Source organism: Candidatus Competibacteraceae bacterium, from assembly GCA_016713505.1.
GTDB lineage: Bacteria > Pseudomonadota > Gammaproteobacteria > Competibacterales > Competibacteraceae > Competibacter_A.
This window is the reverse complement of the sequence record JADJPA010000001.1, coordinates 1-21,866: the sequence shown is the minus strand read 5'-3', so window position 1 is coordinate 21,866 and position 21,866 is coordinate 1. Positions and strand designations below refer to the sequence as shown.

Sequence of the window (21,866 nt, the reverse complement as noted above, 5' to 3'; positions counted from 1 at the left end):
ACCGGACTGGCCACCCGACCGCTCGTGGCCGCCGTTGCTTCCTTGAACAGCGCGTTCGTGTTGCCGCTGGGTTTGTGGCTGTTTTATCGCGCCAGCCTGAACGATATCCGTTCGGCTTGGTGGTGCTTGGCGTTTCTGTTCGCCGGCAGTTATTTTCTCGGCCCTTGGCTGGAAGGCCGCCCGCAGCAGCTCGGCATGTTGCTGGCGGCGGCCGGCGCTGGGCTGGCGTATCGTGATTTACGCGAACGCGGTACGTGTGGTCCGGCTTTTTTCCTGGTTTGGGTGCTCTGTTTCGGCTATCACATTTTGAGCTTCGTGGTGCTGACCGTGCTGGTCTTCGGTTTCTGGGCGCGCCGGTTCATCCAAAACCATTCGGATTACGGTGCGCTGGCCGCTTTGTTGCTGGGGCTGACGCTTTGTCTGGCGCTGGGCGGACTGTGGTATCCCCTGGTTTGGCTGGACATCCGTAGCAATCACATCCTTGGCGCGCACGCTTTCGTTTTCTTTGGCCAGATGATGCTGGCCGCGGCGGGAATACTGCTGTCGTTGCATGGCTTGCGCGCCTACCAGATCGGCCAACGCTTGGTCGGCGGGCTTCGCGCTGGCCTGGCGTTACCGTTGTTACCTTGGCTGACGGCGGGGCTGGTCGGGCTGGCTCTGTTCTGGCAATACGCTTGGCTCGGTCCCATCTATCGAACGGTCAATCCATTTCAGCTCATCTGGTATCAAGGTGGGAATATTTTACTGGCCGTGTTGTTTCTCACCGGTTTTTGGCGGCTGATCCAAAAGCCGGTTTCGAACATGGATTTTTTTATGGAAGCTTGCTTGATTCTGATGGCGCTGGGGACTCTGTTCTTGCTGCTGACGCCGTGGCTGCGGGACCATAACTGGACGCTGCGAATCATCACTTATTGGACGTGGTACGCCGCCCCCATTGCGGTCTTGGGATGGCAGGGATTGCCCGCGGGCTGGCGTCGGAGCGTCTTGTTGCTCTGCGTGCCGTTGCTGGTGGGTGGCTTGCATCATACCCTCTACGCCCCGACCTGGACTTGCCAACTGAACGGCTAATTTTAATTTTATCTCCAACACCACAACCGTGCGCGGCTCCGGGATCTCCGACCCTTTTTCCAGTCTGTCTTTGCCCAGCAAGACAGAAAATAATAAATCGTACTTTTTTATCTCTCTCTGCTGTTGCCTACCATTATTGTATTTGGCCTGGGTCAACCGCCATTATCAGCTAGATGATGCCCTGATCTATCTTCGATACGTCAGGAATTTTTTGAATGGAGAAGGACTAGTTTACAATGAAGGGGTTTATTTTAACGGTCTAACTTCTTCACTCTATTCATACCTGCTCATTTTGGCAGGTGTTTTAATCTCTGATTTACAAGTTGCCACTATTTTATTGGCGGCGCTGCTTCATGCTTCAGCGTTGCTTGTATTATCGGAAACTTTTTTCGCTAAAAGGCCGCTAGCGGCAAAGTGTCTATTCATCATCCTGGCGGGAACTTTTCCTTATTTCTTCTTGACCTACGGCATGGAAACTCCGCTTTTCATACTACTTATAGGCTTAAGTCTCTACTGTTACCAGATTGAAAAATTTTTTTGGCTTGGCCTTTTTCAGGATTGCTGATCTTGACCCGCGCCGAAGGAATTTTCCTGATAGCCACTTTTTTAGGTGGTTACCTCATTAAATATCGCCGCCTTCCTGACTACCGTTACTTTATCATCCCACTCATTTTCATCGCGGTGAATCTACTGTTCAATAAGTGGTACTATGGAGCCTTCCTACCGGCTACCGGCAGCGCCAAGCTAGGGCAGGGCCAGTCAGGGCTCTGGGGTGATGGTTGGCTCTTTTTGGATTTCGGCTATCTCTCTCGCTTGATCTTTGGCGCCAATCACTTTTATCTCTTTACTGTTTTGACGTTGGCGGCGCTAGGGTTTTCAAGCAGCATCAGACTACCAGAAAATCGAGAAACCCATTTTATCGTACTTGCTTTTCTGATTAGCTACTCCTGCTTTTACCTCTTGCTAAACATACCCAATTATCACTGGTATTATGCGCCTTACTTCATTTTTATGATGATCTATTGCACAGAAGGATTGTTTTTAACCGGCACTAGTCTGGTCGCGATTTTTCATGCGCCCCGTTGGTTAAGCTATTTACCGCTCCTATTACTCGCGCCCATTCTGATCTACTGGGCGAGCGGCATATCGGCGCGGGCGCGGGAGCCTTTCAAACCCTACAAAGACATTGGCATCTGGCTTAGCCAGAATACCGAGCAAACCACGCAAATAGCGATGGTTGAGATCGGTATTATCGGCTGGTATTCCAACCGACCTATTATTGATATCTTGGGGTTGGTCAATCCGCTCAACGCACGATTTATCGGCGAGCGCAAATTTGCAGAGTGGCTCAAGCATTATTCACCGGATTTGATCCTCATTCACGACCCAGCTTGGCCGCACGAGGTTGGGGCGGTAAACGCTCTGGCGGCAGGCCGGTTTGAACCCGATCCGCGTTTCGACTTCCCAAATTACCGCTTGTTAAGAAAAACGCTAACTGCCCAGCCGCCGTAACTTATGAGCGGACGTACCATCAAGCCTGACAAGCAAGCATACGATCGTGGCCATTGCGCCGCCAGAACAGAAAAAGCGGCCGATCTTACCGGCACTAATTTATAGGAATCATGGCGCGGAACCACTATGCTTCCTCCGTCCTTGCAAGGCACCGGGCTTAAGCAGCAGCGTTTTTCGGAAGCTATAGCGTCCCTTGCCGGGGCTAGCAGCACAATAGGACAACTGGTTTGTTGTAAAATTGAAAAGAGTTGTAAAATTGAAAAGATTGTTGTAGATTGGTTCTTAAGGTTCCGCATGGGTAGAGTATGTAGTGCATCCTTTATGCTGCCTGATTATGATTTTATTAGCTTTTCCTGTAGCGGCCGACACGGATGTTGCGGCTGCTCCCGCTGCGATTCCAGTTCCAGCCGATCCGGGACCGGATAGCGTCGAAAAGCGGCGAGCAGCGTTGGAACAACGGGTTACTGCTAAGTGGGATGCCTTGATTCGTAAGGATTTCGCCTCCGCGTACTCCTTGACTTCACCCGCGTACCGCAACCTGTTCTCGCTCGAGGCCTTCAATCGGCAATTCACAGTCGGCAGGGTTGATTGGCGACGCATTGAAGTGGTGGATGTCGATTTCAAGAGTGATGACGCCGCCGTGGTCGGCATCAATATTCATTTCGTGTATCATCAGCCGCAAGCTGAGAATGCCATCGAAATGAAGACCTACACTCAGGAACCTTGGGTGCGGGTTGACGGGCAGTGGTGGTACGTGGTTAAAGACAAAACATGATCGGGCGTTGGTGATTTCGCTTAAATGTGATGAGCTGTTAGCCGATTGTTTCCTAATCTCTGTTGGAATCCTCTAAGGAGCGTTCAAGATGATGAAATGTAATATCAAGAAAATGGCGCTGGCCGTGGGCACCGTCTTGGGTGGCCTAAGCATGGTCCCATCCGCTCAGGCGGTGAATCTGGCTACCGACGGTCTGGGGCAGTCGCTGATCTTCCCCTATTACACCACTCGCGCCGGCTGGAACACCCTGTTCAACATCACCAACACCAGCGATCAGATTGTGGCGGTCAAAGTGCGCTTCCACGAGGGCTACAACTCGCGCGATGTGTTTGACTTCAACGTGGTCCTGTCGCCGAAGGATGTCTGGAACGGCACGGTGTCGAACGGTCCCGGCGATGTGCCGGTCTTCTCGACCTCCGATACCTCCTGCACGGTCCCCCAGATTCCGGCCGCCGGGCAGCCCTTCCAAGGCAGCGGCGCCAACGGCATATTGGCTTACACCAACGTACCGGGCGGCGTCCAGGCGGCCGACGGCGGTCCCGCCGACACCGATCGGATGCGGGAAGGTTATGTGACCATGACCATGATGGGTTCGTCACCGCCCTCCGGCTTGGCGGCGGGCGCCATCCACACGGCGGCTCGCGTACCTGTCAACTGTGGCGTTTTGCAAAGCTTGTTCTCGCTTAACGGCTATACCTTCGCCCAGCTGCAAGGCGCGTTCCCCGGCTACGTCGCCAATCCTCTGAAAGGCGCCTTCAGCTTGGTCAATGCGGCCAACGGCTGGAACGCCAGCGGCAGCGCCACCACCCTGGCGAATTTCTCCACGGGCGCTCCCAGCCTGATCACCGCGCAGTTGCCGCCCGCCCAGGTGGGTTTTGCAGCTTCTTTCCACTTGCCGACGCTGGCTTCCGCCTCCACGGCGGGCACCGTTCTTCTGGATGCCACCGGCGCGGTTGCTTCAGGACCGACGGGCGCGGAAGGTGTGAGCTTCGTGCTGCAACGGGCCAGCATCGTCAACCAGTGGGCCAATCGCGTTGCCTCCGCGGCGACCGGTGGCTGGTCGGTTGCGTCGGACTGGGTTGTCACCTTCCCCACCAAGCGCTTCTATGCTGATACGGCCACTCACGAGTTCTCGGGCCGCGCGACGGGTCGTACCGGTTTGCCCGCGGGCCTCGCGCCCTTCACTCAGGCCTTTGCTGGCGGCAGGTCTTGCGATCCGGTGAGCTACACCATTTATGATCGCGAAGAGCAGAGGGTTGCCGCCGCTGGTGGCGCGGTGTTCTCTCCGGCTCCGTCGCCGCAAGGCAACGAGCTGTGCGCCGAAGTCAACGTGCTGACCTTCGGCGCCGCCGCGGCCGCCACCTCGACCAACGTTCTGAAGTCGCCCATGCCAGGCCGTTTGGCGGGTAACGTCCTCAGCCTGCCGGGCGAAAACGGTTGGATGCAGCTCGACTTCCGCAATGGCGCGCGTGCTTTGCCTGTCACGGGATTCTCGGTCATCAACCGTACTTCTCCCGGCGCGAACCTCAACGAGTCCTTCATCGTTGACAACGCCTATATCCGCTAACCCAAACAGCGCACATCCCCGGATGTGCTGCTGATTGGTGAGTTTTTCAAAGCTGTACCTTAGGCCCGCCTCATGCGCGGGCCTTTTTCATTGCAGCGCTTTGACATGATCTTAGCAAAAGTATCCCAATGATCAACAAACTGATTTTATTAATATTCTTTCAGCTATTGGCCGTATTGCCAGCCTGGGCCGCCGAAATCGAGCCCCAAGTACTGCTAAAAGCAAGCGACATCGCCGTCACCCAATCAGACCTACAGCAACGCCTGCTGTTGCTACCTGAAGCCGAACGCGCTCGAATCCTGGCCAAGCCTGAAGCGCTCAAGAATTTCTTGAGCGGGATTTATCAAACGAAAAACATGGTGGCCACCGCCGAACGCTTGAAGCTGGACGAAGAGCCCTTGGTGCAAGCGCAATTGGTGGTCGAGCGCCAGCGGATCTTGGCCGAAGCCTTGCGCGAACAGACTCGAAAAAAGATTCAGCTACCTGATTTTGCCGCTCTCGCGCGCGAACATTACGCCGTGCGTCGCGATGAGTTCCAATTACCCGAGCAATTCAAGGCGGCTCATATCCTGAAAAAAGTCGAGTGCGCCTGCGAGCGCGAGCCAAAAAAGACAAATCCTCGAACAATTGCGAGCCCGCCTGCAAGCCGGTGAAGATTTTGCCACCTTGGCCAATACCGAATCGGACGACACCGCCAGTGCCGCTAAAGGCGGCGACTTGGAACGCTGGTTGAAGCGCACCGACGTGGTAGCGCCTTTTGCCGAGGCGCTAGCCAAGCTGGAAACCGGCCAAGTGAGCGATGTGGTGGAAACGCAATTTGGGCTTCATCTCATCAAAAAGCTCGACTATCAGCCAACGCGCTTACAAAGCTTCGATGAGGTTCGACAGTCCCTCGAACAGCAGCTGCGCCAAGACTACGTCAAGGACCAACTGGCGCAACGGGCGCTGGACTACTTACCGCCCGCGAATGCGACGTTCGACGAGCCCGCCTTGCAGTCTTTGCTCAACAGCCATTGATCATGCTGGATTTCCTAGGAATCGGCGCTCAAAAAGCCGGAACCACCTGGTTGTACGAACAGTTCAACCATCACCCGCAACTGGCCTTTCCTCTGGGCAAGGAAGCGCATTTCTGGAACCGACCCCACGACATGGCGGCGGTTGAAAACTATTTAGATCACTTTGCCCGGAGCGACGCTATCGCTGGTGAGATAACCCCTGCCTACAGCATGTTACCGGTTGAAACGATCCGAGAAATCCATCGCCACGCGCCTCGGGTGCGCTTGCTTTACGTGATTCGCAATCCCGTCGAGCGAGCGTGGTCAGCGGCCTTGATGGCCTTGCAACGCTCGGAAATGACCCTTGAAGAAGCCAGCGATCAGTGGTTTTGCGACCATTTTCATTCAGCCGGCTCGCGCCGGCGCGGCGACTACCAGACCTGTCTAGAAACTTGGCGTTCGGTGTTTCCCGACCCGCAGTTGCTGATCCTTCGTTTCGAGCGGATCGCCTTCGAACCCGAATTAGTATTGAATCACTGTTTTCAGCATCTCGGCGCCGCGCCGCAAAGCCCTTCGCGGTTGCGGCAGCACGGCTGTCGCGAGCCAGTTTTTGTCGGACCGGGCCATGCGCTGCGTCCTTCGCTGAAAAAAGTGCTGAAAGATCTGTACCAACCGCGGATTGAACGACTGGCAACCTATTTGGCCCTGGATTTGAGCGCGTGGCTGAATTTCTGAAAGCTGTTTATGAGGCATGGCGGGCTCGGGCGGTTTGGCCAGCTGGGGGAAAGCGGCGCTCATCGCAGAAAAAAGTCCTGTTTTATAGAGACTTTCTAGGCTTTACCGGCGGCCACCTAAAAGTGTGGGACTACTTCAATCACGTCCGGCATTCAGCGCATCATCAGCCGTGCATCGCCTTTTCCACCAACACGCTTTGGAACGACACCAACCCTTGGTTGGCCATGCGCGGTCAAGCGTTAGCCGCCTGGTCCGCCGAGCGAGCGGATATGCTGTTTCTCGGAGGGATGGATTGGGCCGTGCTCAGCGAAGCGCAGCGTCGCTCTCCTCCCAAACCGGTGATCAACCTGATCCAGCATGTACGCCATGCCGACCCAAACGAATCCCTTTACCAATACCTCAGCTATCGAGCCATTCGGATCTGTGTCAGCGCCCCGGTCGCCGATGCCCTGACAGCGACCGGCCGAGTCAACGGCCCTTTATTCACTATTCCTAACGGCATCGACCTCGCCGCGCTGCCACCCCCGCCAGCCTGGGAGGCTCGCCGGCTCGACCTTCTGATCGTGGGGATCAAACAACCTGCGTTGGCAACGGAAATCCATCAGCGGCTCAAAACCTCAGGCCACCGCGTGCAGGCGCTGACCCAGCCGCTAGCAAGAGCTGATTTTCTGGAATTGCTGGGGAATGCCAGAATCGCTTTGCTGTTACCGAATCCGACGGAGGGATTTTATCTGCCGGCTTTGGAAGGTTTCGCGCTGGAAACGCTGGTCATTTGTCCCGATTGCATTGGCAACCGCTTGTTTTGCCTGCCGGGTCGAAACTGCCTGCAACCAGACTATACCCTTGAGCTCTACTCCATGCCGCTCGCGACGCGCTACACCTGATGCCGCCAGCAAGGTATGCTTTTTTAGAAGCCGCTCGTCACACGGCGCGCCAGCATTCCCTGTTGGAAGAACGCCGGTCTTTCCTGGATATCCTTCAGCAAACCGAAGCCATCTGGGGGTAGCTGAACAGCACAGCGCGGATGCGCCAGAAAGTGATTTTGCCTGTGTTCCAATCACTCAGGATGGCTTTGCACACTCTGCCGCCCCACCCAATCGCGGGCAAACTGCCAGGCCACTCGGCCGCTGCGCGAGCCGCGCTGCAAGGCCCAACGGAGCGCCTCCGCGTGCGCCGCCCCATCCAGCCCTTCCGATAACCCCAACTGATCCAACCAGTAGCCGACGATCGCCAGATAGTCCTCCTGGCTGAACGGATGAAACGATACCCACAAACCGAACCGTTCCGACAACGAGATTTTTCCTCCACCGCTTCGCCGTGGTGTAATTCACCCTCGACAATCCGGGTCTCTTGATTGTCCCGCATATACTCGGGCAGCAAATGACGGCGGTTGGAGGTGGCGCACAGCAACACGTTGTCGGGCGCGGTGCTGATGGAACCGTCCAGCATCGCCTTGAGCGCTTTATAGCTGGGATCATCCGCTTCGAACGACAGATCGTCGCAGTACAACAAAAACCGCTCCGGCCGCTCGTACAAAGGCTCCACGATCTCGGGCAGGTCGAGCAAATCATGCTTGTCCACCTCGATCAACCGCAAGCCTCGATGGGTATATTCGTTGAGCAACGCCTTGACGAGCGACGATTTACCGGTGCCGCGCACCCCACAACAGCACATTGTTGTAAGGCTGTCCCGCCAGAAATTGTCGGACGTTCAAATCCAGGGCCGCCTTCTGGCGGTCGATCCGACGCAGGTCCGCCAAGCGCAAGCGGTGAGGGTGCCGGACCGGCTGCAAGTAACCGCGTTGGCCGATCCGCCGCCAGCGAAAAGCCCGATAGTCTTCCCAGTCGGACAGTTTTGGCGCCGCCGGTAGTACGGCCTCCAACCGCTCAAGCACCCTGGCCAACCGCTCGGCCAAGACGCCATCGAGGGTCAAAGTCACCCCCGGCATGACTCGTCAGCGCCCCATCACCAAAGCGCTCGCCGCGTCGCTGGAACCCTTCAGCGCGATCAGATCGCCGACGATACGGGCGCTCTCATCCAGCGCGGTATCCACCACCGCGCTGTCCTTGCCCTCGGGAATGTCGTCGCCAGGCTTGAGCGGCGCCAAACCTTTGAGCGTCCGGAACCGATTCTCCCGCTCCCGTTGCCACGTCTCGATACGCTCCCGCTCGGCCCGCCGCTGGCTTTCCAACAAAGACACCGTGGTTTTCTCGCGCTGTTGCCGGGTAAATTCCAAATCCCGCAGAAAGGCTTGATAGTCGGCGTTGCCGTCGATGCGCACCTGATGGCGCCGCGCCAGCTCCGGCAGCAGATTCGCCAACCCTCGATCACCGCGATAGCGGGTCGGTGCGATCTCATCCCAGGGCAAGGCGTTCTTCTGCGCGCTTTCCCTGACTTCCTCGCTGTCCACCACCGAAGGAATGGCAATATCGGGCCGCACGCCGCGGTGCTGAGTGCTGCTACCGCTGACCCGGTAGAACTTGGCAATGGTCAGTTTGAGCTGACCCTGCGGTTCCTTGGCCCGAGTCAGTCTGTTCAAATCCACCAGGGTCTGCACCGTGCCCTTGCCGAAGGTCGGATCGCCGATGACGATCCCGCGCCCGTAGTCCTGAATGGCGCCCGCAAAGATCTCCGAGGCGGAGGCGCTGGCGTGATCGACCAGCACCGCCAAAGGCCCGTCGTAGGCTTGACTGGGATCGCGGTCCTTCTCGATCTCCGCATCATCGTTGCTGGCGCTTTAACCTGGACCACCGGTCCGTCGCCGATGAACAAGCCGGTCAGATCCACTGCCTCTTGCAGGGAACCGCCGCCGTTCTCGCGCAAATCCAGCACCAGTCCGTCGATCTTGCCCCGCAAGTTATCGAGCAGGACGCGCACGTCGCGCGTGGTGCTGCGGTAATTGCGATCTCCGCGCCGGGCGGCGTCGAAATCGCTGTAGAAGGCCGGAATGGTAATCACCCCGACTCGCAGCTCGCGATCGTTGGCCCCGCGCAGCGTCTTGATCTCACTCTTGGCGGCCTGTTTTTCCAGCTTGATGGTGTCGCGCACCAAGCGCACGGCCTTTTCGGTCGCCGCCACACTGGCTTTGCCGGGTGCGATCTTCAAGCGCACCACCGAGCCGCGCTGGCCGCGGATTTGATCCACCACATCGTCCAGCCGCCAGCCGACCACATCCACCCAGGGGCCGCTTTCGCCCTGCGCCACCGCCACGATCCGGTCGCCGGCCTTGATCTGCTGGCTGAGATCGGCCGGGCCGCCGGTCACCAACTCGACCACCGTCACCTGTTCCTCGTCCATGCGCAACACGCAACCGATGCCTTGCAACGATAGCCGCATCTGAATATTGAAATTTTCGGTGTTGCGCGGCGAAAAATAGGCGGTGTGTGGATCGAAAGCCTGGGCGACGGCGTTCATGTAGAGTTGGAACACGTCATCGCTGCTGGATTGCAGCGCCTGCCGCAACCGATTGTCGTAGCGCTTGATCAACAGCTCGCGGGCGGCGGCTTGATCCTTGCCGGACAGCATCAACGTCAGCAGCTCGTGCTTGAGACGCTTGCGCCAAATCTCGTCGAGCTCCGCTGGGGTCTTGGCCCAGGGCGCATCCTTGCGATCCACCTCCAGCGATTCATCGAGGTCGAACCGAAACTCCTGTTTGAACAGGGTCTGGACGTGCGCGGTCCGTTCCTCCAGCCGCCGCAGATAGACGTTGAATATGTCGTAAGCCGGTTGCAGGTTGCCGTTCTTCAAGGCGTCGTCCAGCGTGGTGCGATAGCGCTCGAAAGCCGCGATATCGCTCGCCAGGAAATAAACGCGGCTGAAGTCGAGATCGTCGAGATACATGCTCAAGATGAGCGAGGACAGGTGATCGTCGAGCTTGCTTTGCCGGTAATGATACTGCGACAGCAGCTTGGAAATCGTTTGATCCAGCGACGTCAGCTGGGAGGTCGGCGCCAGCGCCTTGACCGGGACATCCGCGACCGGATCGGCGGTCTTGGCAAAGGTCCAGGACAGACTGACCGTCAGGGCTAGAGTCAGGGGCGCCAAAAATTTCAAAGTTCGAAGATTGCGCATGGTGCTTCTCGACAGGAACGTATCTCGACACGTCGCGCCGACCGATCCCCCTCAGGGCAAGACGATGGGATGCACGAGGATGATATCGGTGGCGACGGGCTGCTTGCCGTTCGGTTCGGCCAATGTGAACTCAAAAATATGGTTGCGGGACGGCAGTTTCATGACGTTGAAGCCGTCGGGCAAGCTGGAGTCATGAAAAAACGCCGTTCGATAGGGTGATTCCGAATCCCTGGAATCCGTTTTCCACAGAAAAGGCGATAACTTCACTAGAAACCGCATGAAGCCAAAACTCTTGTTGTCGTCGTGATGGTAACAATAGCCGCGCACTCGCGACCCCATGGAACCCCAGACCGGCGCGAAATAATCATCGCCACGGGTCGGCAGCAATCCCGGCACTAGATAGCCCGACACGAAGATGTCCGATTCGCGGCGCAATTCTTCAGACACGTTGTCGAAGGCCAGGGTTTCCACTCGACAGCCTTTGTTTTGCAAGGCGCGTACCACCTGCACGAAATCACCATCGCCGGTGGCTAATAAAACCCGGTCCAGATTTTCGGATTGCAACAACACGTCCACGGCCATGTCGAGATCGGCGTTGGCTTTCCCGTAACGGTTGCCCGCTTCATCCTGAAACCATTTGACCCGCTTCTCGATGACCTTATAACCCAGCTCGCGCAAGGCGGACTGATAAGAGCGCGCCTTGTCACGATAAACCATATTGGTTTCGGCGCGCTCCCTCGTCATAGGACAAATACACGTTCAACCGCAACGGCTCGGCCTGATCGCGACAGGCAAACTCGCGCAGCACATCGTATTGCATGCGCTGCCCTCCGTTGCGCGAAATGTTGGCAGCGTCCACATAAACGCCCACCTTGGCAAGGGATTTGAAATTGATAGTCATAATTTTTAGGATTTTCTCAAACTCGATGATTAACGCGCGCAGACCTTACCAAAGGCGGTTTAGATGCATTATCACAAAATCGTCACTAAACCGCCATTTATCAGTCTATTTTTGAACAACGTGACGGACATCCTCAGCAAGAAAGCCTTAAAGCCGGTTCCAAGCTTTAGCCGCCGGCTCGATCTCGAATCGCACAGTCCACGCCAGCCTCACGCCCGATGCAGCACAGCCGGCAACGGCCGGAATCAATCGGGTGCAATTGCAGCGGCCATAGCCTGCGGTCGCGGCTGGCGCTACCGCTCGGAACCGACCACGGAACACGGGGATAACGGCGCGGCTAAAAAGTGACAATGTTGTAAGTCAGCCCGCCAGATGAGGAGTCCAGGCCATTTAGGTCGCCGACCGTTCTAGAGGAGCCGAGCGGACCTTTAGCTAGAATCCGGGCATTATGCACGAGCTGAAAGGATTTCAGGGAGCGTGTCACAAACCGAGGCTGAGTCAGCCTTAGCGCCGTCGGCCCGAACCTCCCTGACGCTACCGATAACAGGAGAAACAGCCGCTTTCGCAAGCTTGCCACAAGCCAGCGCTCGCAAAGCATAGACCATTTTATCCGCTCATTAGTGCTTGTCATCGCCATCTTTTGTCTCTATATACCAAAGAGTGGCCGAGCAAATCACCCAACTGGCCGCAAGCAGGTAAAACTGAGAATTGTGCGAGCGAATTCTCTCTCGATAACAATCATTAGGAGTCCAGCATCATGATGGTATCGCGTATCGCCAGCCTTGGCCTGCTGGCCTGGTTAGTTTTCATCCCAGGGTTTTTCGCGCCCGATGCCGGCGCGGCCGCGCCCAATGCCGGCTTCAACAACAAATCCGGTGAAGAAGATGAGGGCATGGGCAGCGCTCAAGGCGAAATCGACCAAATCATCACGCCCGAATACCGGCGCCGCGGGATGCGGGTGGAACGGATGTCTAACGGCAACTTGCGGTTGCGCTTGCCCAGCGAGGTCTTATTCGAGCGCGACAGCGCCGATATCAGCCGCGACTTTGCCCCCACCCTACGCCAGGTCGCCCGCATCATGTCGCGCCGCCCTCGGCTGCACGCCAACGTGGCGGGCTATACCGACAGCACGGGTTCGGACAGCCACAATCTCGACTTGTCGGCACGCCGCGCGGAAAGCGTGACCACTATTTTGAAAGCCGAGGGCGTCGAAGGTTCCCGCTTGCATCCCGAGGGCCGCGGCGAACGGGAACCCGTGGCCAGCAATAGCACCGCCGAAGGCCAACAGCTCAATCGCCGGGTGGAAATCATCCTGTACCGCCAGCGCGGCGACCGGATGCGCCGGGTTCGGCCTTGATTCGCTAGCTGCTTGGATCAGCGGAGGCCGGCTTGCGGTCTCCGCGTTGAGGCGGTCCGCCTGACCGACCTCGACAATCAGTTCAGGGTCGAACGCCGCATTCTCGCTCACGCCATTTTTCACGTAACCGCGCGGGTTGCAGACCACGCGGGTGCCGTTCACGGTGTAATCGAAGCTGTCGTGAGTGTGGCCGTGAATCCATAAGGCCACGCGGCCTTTGCCCATCAAATATTCCACATCGGATACGAAGCAGGCGCTCAACGCCGCATTCGCAAAGCGCGGATGCAGGCTTTGGGGCGATGGCGCATGATGGGTCACAACGACGGTCGGACCTGGAAACGGTTGGTCTAACTTGCCCTGCAACCAAGCGGCATGACGCGCGAACAACGCTATCGCGGCAGCGGGTGAAAAAAGCTGCTCCAACTTTCATCCACGTAGATTCGGTGGAAATCGCGCACCCAAAGCCGCGCTTGCACCATTGCCCACTCCCGTGGTTCGCCTTCGCCAAACAGCAGGAAATCGGTCCAGAGGGTCGCGCCTAGAAAACGCACGTCACCGAGCACAACTTCGTCGCAATCCAACACTTTGACACAGGTATTCGCACTGAGCCGTTTGAGTTCCCGCACCGTTCCCTCCAGAGCGCCGCCATAAAATTCGTGGTTGCCGGGAACATAAACCACGGGGCGTTCTGGACTCGCAGCCCAGCCCATCGCTTCGTTCGGACGGGCGATATCTCCCGCCAGCACGCTGATATCGGCATCGATTTTCGGTACCTCCAGAGCGGCCACGTTCAAGTGCAGATCTGAAAGCACATGCAGGTTCACGCCTTAGCCCTCCAACGCCTCACGAATCCTCGCCGCCAGCGTCTTAAGTTGCTCGGGATCGGCCGGCGCGCGGCCGTGCGTGCCGATTCGTTGGCCGTCTTGCATCGGTATCAGATGAACGTGGTAGTGAAACACGCTTTGCCCGGCGGCGGCGCCGTTGGTCTGAACGATGCGAATGCCGTCCAGGGCCAACGCCTTGTGCATCGCGCGGGCGACTCGCTGCACGGTCCGGGTGACCACGGACAGCTCGTCCCCAGCGATTTCGAACAGATTGGCGGCGTGCGTTTGGGAATCACCAGGGCATGGCCAGGGCTGGCGGGTTGGATATCCATGAACGTCAAGGTCGCGTCGTCCTCGTCGATCTTGGTCGCCGGGATCGCCCCGCGCGGATTTTGCAGAAAATGCAGTGGCTAGGCTCTGACATGATCGGGATTTCCTGAAAAACAGTGTGAGTAAGGGAACAGCGTTAGTAATGAACCGGTTTGGGCCAGGCGATCGGCCGATAACTTTCGCAACGCCACGAATAAAGCGTTCGCAGGACGCCGCCGTCTCGGGCGACGGCCGGCACCGGCGGCAAAGGCTGACATCTGGCAAAGCTTGCAGCAAGCGCGGGGGCAAAGAATCGTTGGTCGTTACGTAAACACCATCGCGACCCGCCTCTCGCTCGATACCCGGCCAAAAATCGTGCTGGCTGAAACGACGGTTCTCCGCGACCGGATGAACCGACAGCCGTTCCGGCCAGTAAAATGCGACGCCTCCCGCCAAATGGTAGCTAGGAACCATCAGAAACTGTACCGACTGAGCCTGTTGCGCCACCGTGGCAACAGACTCCCGCCAACCGCGCAAATCCTTGAAAGGCGCCTTGGTCGACGCTAGCCCAAAGCACAGCGGGAAAAGGCGACCACCAACAGCAGCACCGAACTCGCCACGCCCGCCACCACCCACCGTCGCCAGCGATCCGTCAACCCATCGATCCGACCGGCAAGCAACAAGAGCAAGCCGATATAGGCCGGCGCGGGCCAATTCAGCTGCACCTTACTGACCGTGGCTTTGGCAAAACCCCAGAGCCAGCGCTGCTCGGCCGGACGCGGCGGACGGGCCAGCGCGCGCAACAGCGCCACGGCGACCAGCGGTGAAAGCGCCAACCACTGCCCACCGAGAAATTCCAGCAGATCGCCCGCATTTTCTTCCCAGCCGCCCTCCTCGGTCACATTGAGGACATGACTTTGCTCGTGGTGCAACATCGGCCAACCATGCGCGGCATTCCACAGCAGGACCTGGCTGAACCAACAGCGCCAGCAACACGCCACCCCAGGTGGCCAGCGGCCGACACGGCGGCCGGCCGGCATAAGCACAAAGCCAACCCCAAGAAAAAAAGGCAACAAGCCGATGCTGAACTTGGCCAAACCGCCGATGCCCACCGCCGCGCCCAGCTCGTACCACGCCGAGTCCTGGTGCCGGTACAACGCTCGCCACGCCGCCCACAGCCCCAGGTCCAGCAGACAAACAGGAATACGTCAGTGGTCACGACCTGGCCGAGCGGGAAATACAGCGGCGTGGTCAGGCCGAGAGCCACCACTCACCAGCCGGCTCGCCGACTTTGCCAGAACTGGCGCGCGAACCCAAACAACAGCAGCAGGAACAGATCGTAAGCCAGCCTGCAAACAGCCGCACTTGCCATTCGTAGTGACCGAACAGGCCCGTACTCGCCGCAATCAACCAAGCGACCAGCGGACCGTTGGAGTAGTAGCTCCAGTCGAGCTGTTGCGACCGATTCCCAATATTGCGCTTCGTCGAAATGCAGATCGAAACCGCCGGCTTCGGCGATATAGCAGCGCAAGATGGGCAAAACCACAGCCAATCCCGCCAACAGCGCTATATCGCGCAAGGCGACTGGCGCCGCGTCGGCCGCGACGGCGGATGAGGGCTCAACCATGCGGCATCCGCCAACCGGCCTCGGCGGTCAACTCCTGGGAGCCATCCGGGCGAACGGCATAGGACGAATTGGCGCTGGAGGCAAAATAGGTGCGGGTAATGAGTTCGCTCAGCACTCCGGTGGTGAGGAATTGCACGGCCATCAGCACCAGCAAGACACCGACCAGCAACAACGGTCGAGTACCGATATTGGCGGCGAACAACAATTTCTGCACGAATAGAGAAGCTAGAACCAGCAAGCCCGCTCCCCGCTTGGCCAAACCGATCCGGCCGAAAAATGGCCGGGCCGGGTCAGAAACCGCAGAAAAAGTAGACGGAGAGCAAATCCACCACCGCCCGAAAGGTCCGACCGATCCCGTACTTCGATTCTCCGTACTGGCGGGCGCGGTGGTTGACCACTTCCTCCCGAATGCGGCTGGGGCGGTCTGCACCGACATCCAGGCCGGAATGAAGCGGTGCATTTCACCGTACAGCCGCACCTGCTTGATCACGGCGGCGCGATAGACCAGGAGCTGCACCCGTAGTCGTGCAAGCGGACCCCGGTGATGTTGCCGATCAGGCGGTTGGCGATTCGCGATGGGATGGTGCGCAACCACCGTTATCCTGGCGATGCCGCCGCCAGCCGACCACCAGATCGAGATTTTCGTTGAGGCAGCCGTCCGACCAAGCGGGGATATCGGCTGGGTCGTTCTGCAAATCACCGTCCAGCGTGGCGATCACGTCGCCGCGCGCGGCGTCGATGCCGGCCTGCATCGCGGCGGTCTGGCCGAAATTGCGCTGCAAGGTGAGGACCCGAACGTGAGCGCCGAAACGGCTCGCTTCCGCCGCCAACCGTTCCGCCGTGCCATCGCTGCTGCCGTCATCCACCGCGATCAGTTCCCACGGATAGGGATAATTCGCCAACACCTCGTGAATCCCCGCCAGCAAGGGGTCAACGTTGTCTCGTTCGTTGTAGAGCGGCACCACCAGCGACAGCCGGTGCGGCGGCGGGATGGCATCAGGATCGGCTTGACTCATTCATCGAGCTCTCGGTTGGCGGCGGAAGAACGGAACGGTGGGCGGGTTCGATCTCCAAGCGGCGGGCTGAAAACCGTTGGATAACGGACGACCAACCACGCCCCCAAGCCGCCGACTGCTACGCCGATCACCGCGCCGGCCAGAACCTGACTGGGATAATGCTTGCCCAAATAGATGCGCGACAAGCCCACCAGCAGCGCGGCGGCGCACAGGCCGACCCGCCAGCCGCGCCAGGGGTCACTATCGCGACGAAGCTCGCGGCGGCAAAAAGTTGATGGCGTGATTGGACGGCGTTCCGTTCAGGGCAGTACCACAACGGTCGGCCACCGCACCGCCAAGGGCGCGCAACTGCTCGAAGACGGCCTGACACGGACGCGGTTCAGGCGAACCATTCCCCCTGAGCAGATCACCGAGTACATCACCGACGGCAACCGTCGCCGCCAGCATCAGGAACCACCGCAGGCCGCCGCGACCGCAACGGCGAACGCTATCGTACAGCAGGATCAACGCCAGGGGTAAAGCAAACCACAGCCGCTGCGACACCCACCAGAACAGCCCGTCCAGCAACGGCTGGCCCCAACCTTGGTTGACCCATAGCAGCAAGCGTTCATCCATTGTGGCGCAGCAGTCCGGCGGCGGGTCGATCATGGCTCAGCAAAAACCCCAGCGCGCCGCCAAGCAACGACAAGCCGAGCATGAACAGATGCAGGTTGACCGCCGCCGCCAACGCCGCCGCCGTCGGTATGTCGAATGGCGTCAGGGCCGCAACGACCCCGGCTTCGCAGGGTCCCCGCGCCCGCAACGCCGTGCACCGGCAACACGCTGGTCAGATCGCCGCCGATGGCGCCCATCACCGCCGCCGCCCCGGCATCGGCGCAAACAGCCGCAAAATCCAGGCGAACACCGCCAACTTCACCAGCCAGTTGAGCTGCGTCCACAACCAAGCCCGCCAAAATGCGGTCGGGGTTTGCGGCAGCCCTGCTCGCGCTCGCGCCAGCCGCTCTCGCCAACGCGCCGGCAAACGTTGGCCCAACCGGGCCAACGCCGGCGCTGCTCAACCGGAACGACCACCACGGCAGGCCCAACCAAACGGCTGTCAGCAAGCCCGCCCACCCCACATCCAACCAGCGACCACCGACGGCGAGCAACGCCACCGCCGCCAAAGCGTGCAAATCCATCAGGCGAAACCATAGCAACGCGGCCAGCGAACCAGCCAGCGGCGTGGCGAAATAGCGGGTCATCAGCACCGGAAACGATACTTCTCCGGTTCGCATCGGCAACAGATTATTGAACAGGTTGTGCAACAGGGTCAGCTTGAGGCAGGCCACAAAACCCGCCGTGCGTGACCGGCAGAAAATAATCGTACAACCGCAGCGCCCGCACGGCATAGCTACCCCAGAAGTCAACAGCGCCGCCGACACCAGAGCGGCGGGCGGAAATGAAGCGCCAGAGCATCAGAAGTTGGCTCCAGCCGATCAGCCACTGGACGCCGGCTATCACCAGCACCAAGACGGCCAGGCCGAACCACAACCGAACGTTGGCGGTCATTCAACATCGATCCGTTTCGGTTCTGAGGCGCGCTGCTTCCTGGCGCTCCACCGCCAGTTGATAAGCGACCCCAGCAAGACCAACAACGCCAAAATACGTTGCAAAAGGTCGGCTTGCGGATAACCCGTCCGGTAAAACAGTAGCGCGCTCAGGGCGCAACCGACCAGCAGTAGGGTCAACCAACGCCGCCCGGCCGGCGTGACGCCCAAGCCCAACGCTGCGCCCAAACGGTACCGAGCACCGCCGCCAGCCAACCGCCCGTCACACCGGCCAGCACATCCAGCGGCCAGTGCGCTCCGACGACGACGCGCGACAGGCCGACCAGACCGGCCAAGACCAGCAGCAGCCAAGACCAGCGCCGGCGCCGGTCATCCGGTAAATGTAAAACGATAACACCGGTCAACATGGCCACCGTGGCGGCATGGCCCGAAGAAACGAAAGGGTCAGCAAAACCCGACCGATGACGTGAAACTGCTCTGGCCAAGCGACGCCGGACGCGGCACAGCCAGCGAATGTTTGAAACCGTGCACGAACAGGAAGGTCCAGCACTCCGCCAGCACTCCCGCCCAAACCAGTTCCGGCCAACGCCGCACCAGCGGCAAAAATAGCGTCAGTGCAATCAAGGCATCCCCCCGGAACGGTTAAGTTGGCCGAATCCGTCGCCAGTAGACGCGCTCAACCGATTGAATCCCAAAAACAGCGGCTCATTCGCTGTAATACGGCGATCGCCACCATGCCGGCCAGCGCCGCCAGCGGTAAATCCCAATACCAGGGATTCCAGCGGCGAGCGTACTGGCGCCGGGCAGGCATCACGGCGTTGGCCCGGTGGGTTAAAGGAACGGGCCGTGGCCGGCGCACGCGACGCAGCCTCGTCGTCAGCAACGGTCGGTGAGATCCGCGCCAGCGCGATCCCGTGTTGCTGGTAGAGCGTTTCGTGCGAGGCCAGCGCCGGCAAACGCGCGCTTTGGGTCAGCACCGTCGCCGGGACGCGGCTCGCGACGCTCGACAATCCGCCCGCTGTAAACGCTGAAGCTTGGCGCATTGATGCCCGACATCACCGCGGGCGCTTGCAGTTGACGCGCCAACAAACCCGCCTCCTTCACCGGTAGTTGCCGGACGCTGACCACCAGCGGCACTTGATTGGAGACCCGGAAAACCAGCGTCAACCGCTGGCTAGCATTTTATAAGCCAATGCGATCCGCGGCTCGCGCATCCAATAGACCGTCAGCAGCAACGCCCCACCAACAGCAGAGATAATAAGCGAGCGGAAACGCAAGCCTTCGAGTTGGGCGCGCACCAATTCATCCCGCACGCGCGGCAAGGCCACCGCCACCGCCGCCGGCAAAACCAACAACAGCGCCAGAAACAGCAGTTGCGGCAACAGCGACCAACCGCCCGGCAGGCTGTCCAAATCCGGGGCCATCAACAGAAACAGCCCGGTGTTTGCTAGATCAGATAATGCGGCAGCTTGGTGGCCGCCAGCGAAAACAGCACGAACACCAGCCCGAACCAGATCAGCAAATAGCGGCCCAGCGGATCGGCGAGCGTTTCCCGCCAGCGGCCCAGCACCCGCAGCAGCAGGGCGGTATAGGGCAACACCCCACCAACAACACCGGAAGGTAATACCACCAACCGCCGCCGTGCCCTTCCAGCGGTTCTTGGAAGCGACCCAGATTGTGGCTGAGAAAAAGCCCAAAAAAATCCTTCTCCTTCGCGCAGATATTGCACGATATACCAGGGCGCGGCGACCGAGAAAAACACAAGCCCCAGGCCCGCCAGTCCACCGCCAGCCGCAGCCAGGCCGCCCCTTCGCCCCGACTGGCGCAGTACGCCAGCTGACCGCGGCGGAATCGCCACCGCAACCGGACCCTTGGTCAGGAACCCCAAGGCCATCGCCGCCGCCGCCGCCATGAGCCAACCCCGTGCCCTTCGCGCAGATAGAGATACAACGCCAGCAGACTGGCCGACAACAAAGCGGATTGAGCAAGGGGATCAGCGGGTGGCCGCCTTGCCGATCACCGTCACCGCCAGCGAGGTCGCCAGCAGCAGCGCCATCGTCGCTCCCGACGGCTGCCGGCCACCCGACGCCCGAACAGAAAAACCACCAAGGTCCAGGCGGTGGCGGCCAGCGCCGACGGAGCGGAGCCAGACCCATTCATCGACTCCAAAAAGCCGTACCGCCGAGCTGCTTGCGCAGCCAATAGCTGAGAATGGGTTTGTCGTAACGCGGCCGACTGGTTGAGATAAGTCGAACCGAAATCGTCGCGCAAGAACATTCGACGGGTGGCCTGACCGAACGCCTTCATCCAGATCAGCCCCGGCACCGCGCCGAAAGCTTATGAGAGAAGCTGGCCCCACAGCGCCAGCGCCAGCCACCCATCAGCGGCCAGTCGCGTTTCACGACGCCGGAGAACCGAAAACGATCGAACCGCATTGCTAAGAAAGTTTGCCGGCGGCCAAATTCAGGGACGTTCGACCGCCCGAGGTTCCATGCGCAGCACCTCCTTCTCATCCTTTCGTAGCGTGGGCCGCACCGGCATATAACCCAACTCCGGGCGCGGACCAGCCGTCGGAGTTTGTCTTGCCGGGTTTGGTTGACTGATCCGCCGCGCAGTTTGCCGACCGAGTCCCAGCGTTTCCTCGCCTTCGTTCTTGGATCTGATAGAATCCAGTTCGATCCCGTCCGGGAGACAACTCCGAAGGAAAATCACCGCGCCGCAACCGTCCACATGACCCGCAAATTTCAAGCTCAACGGGTTCAGTACGCCGGGCGACAGCGGCAGCGTGGCTTTCATCATTATCGCTGGCCGGTTGCTGCGCCGGCCAATCAGTAATTCCCGCCGTTGCTTTTTCTTAGGTGTCTCCACCCGTCGTTTCGTATTGGGGTTGGGCGGACAGCGCCATCGCGAATTTCACCGCTCATGCTGCTCGTCGATCTGCCTGAAACCAGCGCAGCCAATAAACCGTAGGCCGGAACCTGAGCGCTCATCTGATAGGCGTTCCTGGGCCGGTGGCGGTCAAGGTCGCATGACCGCATCGCCGATGAAAACCCGGAACCCGTGGACACTTTCGCTAGCGGGCCTTAAAAGGATTGACGGGCAGACTACTCAGAGTTGGCCGCCGGCGCGACACCACCAACAGCAGCGAACCGAGCAGCGCGACGGCGCGAAATAAAGCTTTCCGGGCGACGTCTCCGCCGGTTCGTTTACCGGCCAACAGTTTCGAGGATCGACCGTGCATGATAAACGATTTCTTGCCAGCCGGAGGCGAGAACTGGCCAGATCGGACGATCAGGCTCGCAATTGGAGAGAGCTGGGTCGCGGCGCTCGCGCAACAGCGTTTCATAGGCGCGGCTGAGATGCCTTCGTAGGCGCAATCGCCTTCTTCGCCCATCTCGCAAGCGCGCCTCGAAAAACGCGATTTCCTGGCGAAAATCCGCCGCTCGGTAGTCGGCGGATCGGATGGCCCCGGCCCGTGGGGCGGGTGCCCAGCATAATTTCAGCGTACATCGGTTCTTCCCCTCAATATTCGTTCTTTTTGGTTTCGATGATCCGAGCTTGT

Annotated in this window: 23 protein-coding genes and 7 pseudogenes; 10 read left to right on the top strand and 20 right to left on the bottom strand. The window is 59.3% G+C overall.

Annotation, left to right across the window (positions count from 1 at the left end):
* The first annotated feature begins 24 nt into the window (after positions 1 to 24).
* The 9 genes from IPK09_00150 to IPK09_00110 all read left to right on the top strand — a co-directional run bounded on the left by IPK09_00150 (position 25) and on the right by IPK09_00110 (position 7,536).
* Complete coding sequence (locus IPK09_00150; protein MBK7982025.1) at positions 25 to 1,068, top strand: hypothetical protein; 1,044 nt, start codon at positions 25 to 27, stop codon at positions 1,066 to 1,068.
* A gap of 142 nt (positions 1,069 to 1,210) precedes the next feature.
* Complete coding sequence (locus IPK09_00145) at positions 1,211 to 1,633, top strand: hypothetical protein (GenBank protein ID MBK7982024.1); 423 nt, start codon at positions 1,211 to 1,213, stop codon at positions 1,631 to 1,633.
* Between the two features lie 2 nt (positions 1,634 to 1,635).
* The gene (locus tag IPK09_00140) at positions 1,636 to 2,580 is read left to right on the top strand and encodes a hypothetical protein (GenBank protein ID MBK7982023.1); all 945 of its coding nucleotides are present in this window, start codon (positions 1,636 to 1,638) and stop codon (positions 2,578 to 2,580) included.
* Positions 2,581 to 2,914: 334 nt separating this feature from the next.
* Positions 2,915 to 3,355 (top strand): hypothetical protein, encoded by a 441-nt coding sequence (locus IPK09_00135; GenBank protein ID MBK7982022.1) that lies wholly within the window; start codon positions 2,915 to 2,917, stop codon positions 3,353 to 3,355.
* Positions 3,356 to 3,443: 88 nt separating this feature from the next.
* Positions 3,444 to 4,922 carry a hypothetical protein gene (locus tag IPK09_00130; protein MBK7982021.1) on the top strand — a complete coding sequence of 493 codons (1,479 nt, stop codon included), beginning with the start codon at positions 3,444 to 3,446 and terminating at the stop codon, positions 4,920 to 4,922.
* A 128-nt stretch (positions 4,923 to 5,050) separates the two neighbouring features.
* Positions 5,051 to 5,575, top strand: coding sequence for a hypothetical protein (locus tag IPK09_00125; protein MBK7982020.1), 525 nt, complete (start codon positions 5,051 to 5,053; stop codon positions 5,573 to 5,575).
* Positions 5,550 to 5,939 carry a peptidylprolyl isomerase gene (locus IPK09_00120; GenBank protein MBK7982019.1) on the top strand — a complete coding sequence of 130 codons (390 nt, stop codon included), beginning with the start codon at positions 5,550 to 5,552 and terminating at the stop codon, positions 5,937 to 5,939. Before IPK09_00125 ends, IPK09_00120 begins: the two co-directional genes overlap by 26 nt.
* Positions 5,940 to 5,941: 2 nt before the next feature.
* On the top strand, positions 5,942 to 6,652 hold the full coding sequence (locus tag IPK09_00115) for a sulfotransferase domain-containing protein (protein ID MBK7982018.1): 711 nt from the start codon (positions 5,942 to 5,944) through the stop codon (positions 6,650 to 6,652).
* Between the two features lie 122 nt (positions 6,653 to 6,774).
* Positions 6,775 to 7,536 carry a hypothetical protein gene (locus IPK09_00110; GenBank protein ID MBK7982017.1) on the top strand — a complete coding sequence of 254 codons (762 nt, stop codon included), beginning with the start codon at positions 6,775 to 6,777 and terminating at the stop codon, positions 7,534 to 7,536.
* 173 nt (positions 7,537 to 7,709) lie between these two features.
* Here IPK09_00110 and IPK09_00105 read toward each other — a convergent pair.
* The 3 pseudogenes from IPK09_00105 to IPK09_00095 all read right to left on the bottom strand — a co-directional run bounded on the left by IPK09_00105 (position 7,710) and on the right by IPK09_00095 (position 11,624).
* Positions 7,710 to 8,600 (bottom strand): annotated as a pseudogene (locus IPK09_00105) (ATP-binding protein).
* Between the two features lie 6 nt (positions 8,601 to 8,606).
* Positions 8,607 to 10,705 (bottom strand): annotated as a pseudogene (locus tag IPK09_00100) (carboxy terminal-processing peptidase).
* Positions 10,706 to 10,774: 69 nt separating this feature from the next.
* Positions 10,775 to 11,624: pseudogene (locus tag IPK09_00095) on the bottom strand (NYN domain-containing protein).
* Positions 11,625 to 12,381: 757 nt separating this feature from the next.
* On the opposite strand from IPK09_00095, the gene IPK09_00090 reads away from it, so the two are divergent.
* Complete coding sequence (locus IPK09_00090; protein MBK7982016.1) at positions 12,382 to 12,981, top strand: OmpA family protein; 600 nt, start codon at positions 12,382 to 12,384, stop codon at positions 12,979 to 12,981.
* Positions 12,982 to 13,047: 66 nt separating this feature from the next.
* Here the strand turns inward: IPK09_00090 and IPK09_00085 are convergent.
* The 17 genes and pseudogenes from IPK09_00085 to IPK09_00005 all read right to left on the bottom strand — a co-directional run bounded on the left by IPK09_00085 (position 13,048) and on the right by IPK09_00005 (position 21,545).
* Positions 13,048 to 13,805 (bottom strand): annotated as a pseudogene (locus IPK09_00085) (metallophosphoesterase).
* Between the two features lie 3 nt (positions 13,806 to 13,808).
* A pseudogene (locus IPK09_00080) lies at positions 13,809 to 14,137 on the bottom strand (HIT family protein).
* A gap of 540 nt (positions 14,138 to 14,677) precedes the next feature.
* Positions 14,678 to 15,271 (bottom strand): hypothetical protein, encoded by a 594-nt coding sequence (locus IPK09_00075; GenBank protein ID MBK7982015.1) that lies wholly within the window; start codon positions 15,269 to 15,271, stop codon positions 14,678 to 14,680.
* Positions 15,272 to 15,384: 113 nt separating this feature from the next.
* On the bottom strand, positions 15,385 to 15,741 hold the full coding sequence (locus tag IPK09_00070; GenBank protein ID MBK7982014.1) for a hypothetical protein: 357 nt from the start codon (positions 15,739 to 15,741) through the stop codon (positions 15,385 to 15,387).
* Positions 15,734 to 16,757 (bottom strand): annotated as a pseudogene (locus IPK09_00065) (glycosyltransferase family 2 protein). Before IPK09_00065 ends, IPK09_00070 begins: the two are co-directional and overlap by 8 nt.
* Positions 16,754 to 17,041, bottom strand: coding sequence for a phosphatase PAP2 family protein (locus IPK09_00060; GenBank protein MBK7982013.1), 288 nt, complete (start codon positions 17,039 to 17,041; stop codon positions 16,754 to 16,756). Before IPK09_00060 ends, IPK09_00065 begins: the two are co-directional and overlap by 4 nt.
* Entirely contained in the window at positions 16,998 to 17,372 is a 375-nt protein-coding gene (locus IPK09_00055) for a hypothetical protein (protein ID MBK7982012.1), read from the bottom strand. Before IPK09_00055 ends, IPK09_00060 begins: the two co-directional genes overlap by 44 nt.
* Positions 17,365 to 18,305, bottom strand: a pseudogene (locus IPK09_00050) (flippase-like domain-containing protein). Before IPK09_00050 ends, IPK09_00055 begins: the two are co-directional and overlap by 8 nt.
* Positions 18,302 to 18,484 (bottom strand): hypothetical protein, encoded by a 183-nt coding sequence (locus tag IPK09_00045; GenBank protein ID MBK7982011.1) that lies wholly within the window; start codon positions 18,482 to 18,484, stop codon positions 18,302 to 18,304. Before IPK09_00045 ends, IPK09_00050 begins: the two are co-directional and overlap by 4 nt.
* Complete coding sequence (locus tag IPK09_00040) at positions 18,481 to 18,819, bottom strand: phosphatase PAP2 family protein (GenBank protein ID MBK7982010.1); 339 nt, start codon at positions 18,817 to 18,819, stop codon at positions 18,481 to 18,483. The genes IPK09_00045 and IPK09_00040 overlap by 4 nt, the downstream gene beginning before the upstream one ends.
* A complete protein-coding gene (locus IPK09_00035) occupies positions 18,749 to 18,928 on the bottom strand; it encodes a hypothetical protein (protein MBK7982009.1) in 180 nt (59 codons plus the stop codon). The genes IPK09_00040 and IPK09_00035 overlap by 71 nt, the downstream gene beginning before the upstream one ends.
* A 252-nt stretch (positions 18,929 to 19,180) precedes the next feature.
* A complete protein-coding gene (locus IPK09_00030) occupies positions 19,181 to 19,471 on the bottom strand; it encodes a hypothetical protein (protein MBK7982008.1) in 291 nt (96 codons plus the stop codon).
* Positions 19,468 to 19,728 (bottom strand): hypothetical protein, encoded by a 261-nt coding sequence (locus IPK09_00025; GenBank protein ID MBK7982007.1) that lies wholly within the window; start codon positions 19,726 to 19,728, stop codon positions 19,468 to 19,470. Before IPK09_00025 ends, IPK09_00030 begins: the two co-directional genes overlap by 4 nt.
* A gap of 23 nt (positions 19,729 to 19,751) precedes the next feature.
* Complete coding sequence (locus IPK09_00020) at positions 19,752 to 19,934, bottom strand: hypothetical protein (GenBank protein ID MBK7982006.1); 183 nt, start codon at positions 19,932 to 19,934, stop codon at positions 19,752 to 19,754.
* A 392-nt stretch (positions 19,935 to 20,326) separates the two neighbouring features.
* Positions 20,327 to 20,629 carry a hypothetical protein gene (locus tag IPK09_00015; protein MBK7982005.1) on the bottom strand — a complete coding sequence of 101 codons (303 nt, stop codon included), beginning with the start codon at positions 20,627 to 20,629 and terminating at the stop codon, positions 20,327 to 20,329.
* A 138-nt stretch (positions 20,630 to 20,767) separates the two neighbouring features.
* Entirely contained in the window at positions 20,768 to 21,103 is a 336-nt protein-coding gene (locus IPK09_00010) for a hypothetical protein (GenBank protein ID MBK7982004.1), read from the bottom strand.
* 274 nt (positions 21,104 to 21,377) lie between these two features.
* Positions 21,378 to 21,545: a hypothetical protein gene (locus tag IPK09_00005; GenBank protein ID MBK7982003.1), complete on the bottom strand. Its 168-nt coding sequence runs from the start codon at positions 21,543 to 21,545 to the stop codon at positions 21,378 to 21,380.
* Positions 21,546 to 21,866: the final 321 nt, after the last annotated feature.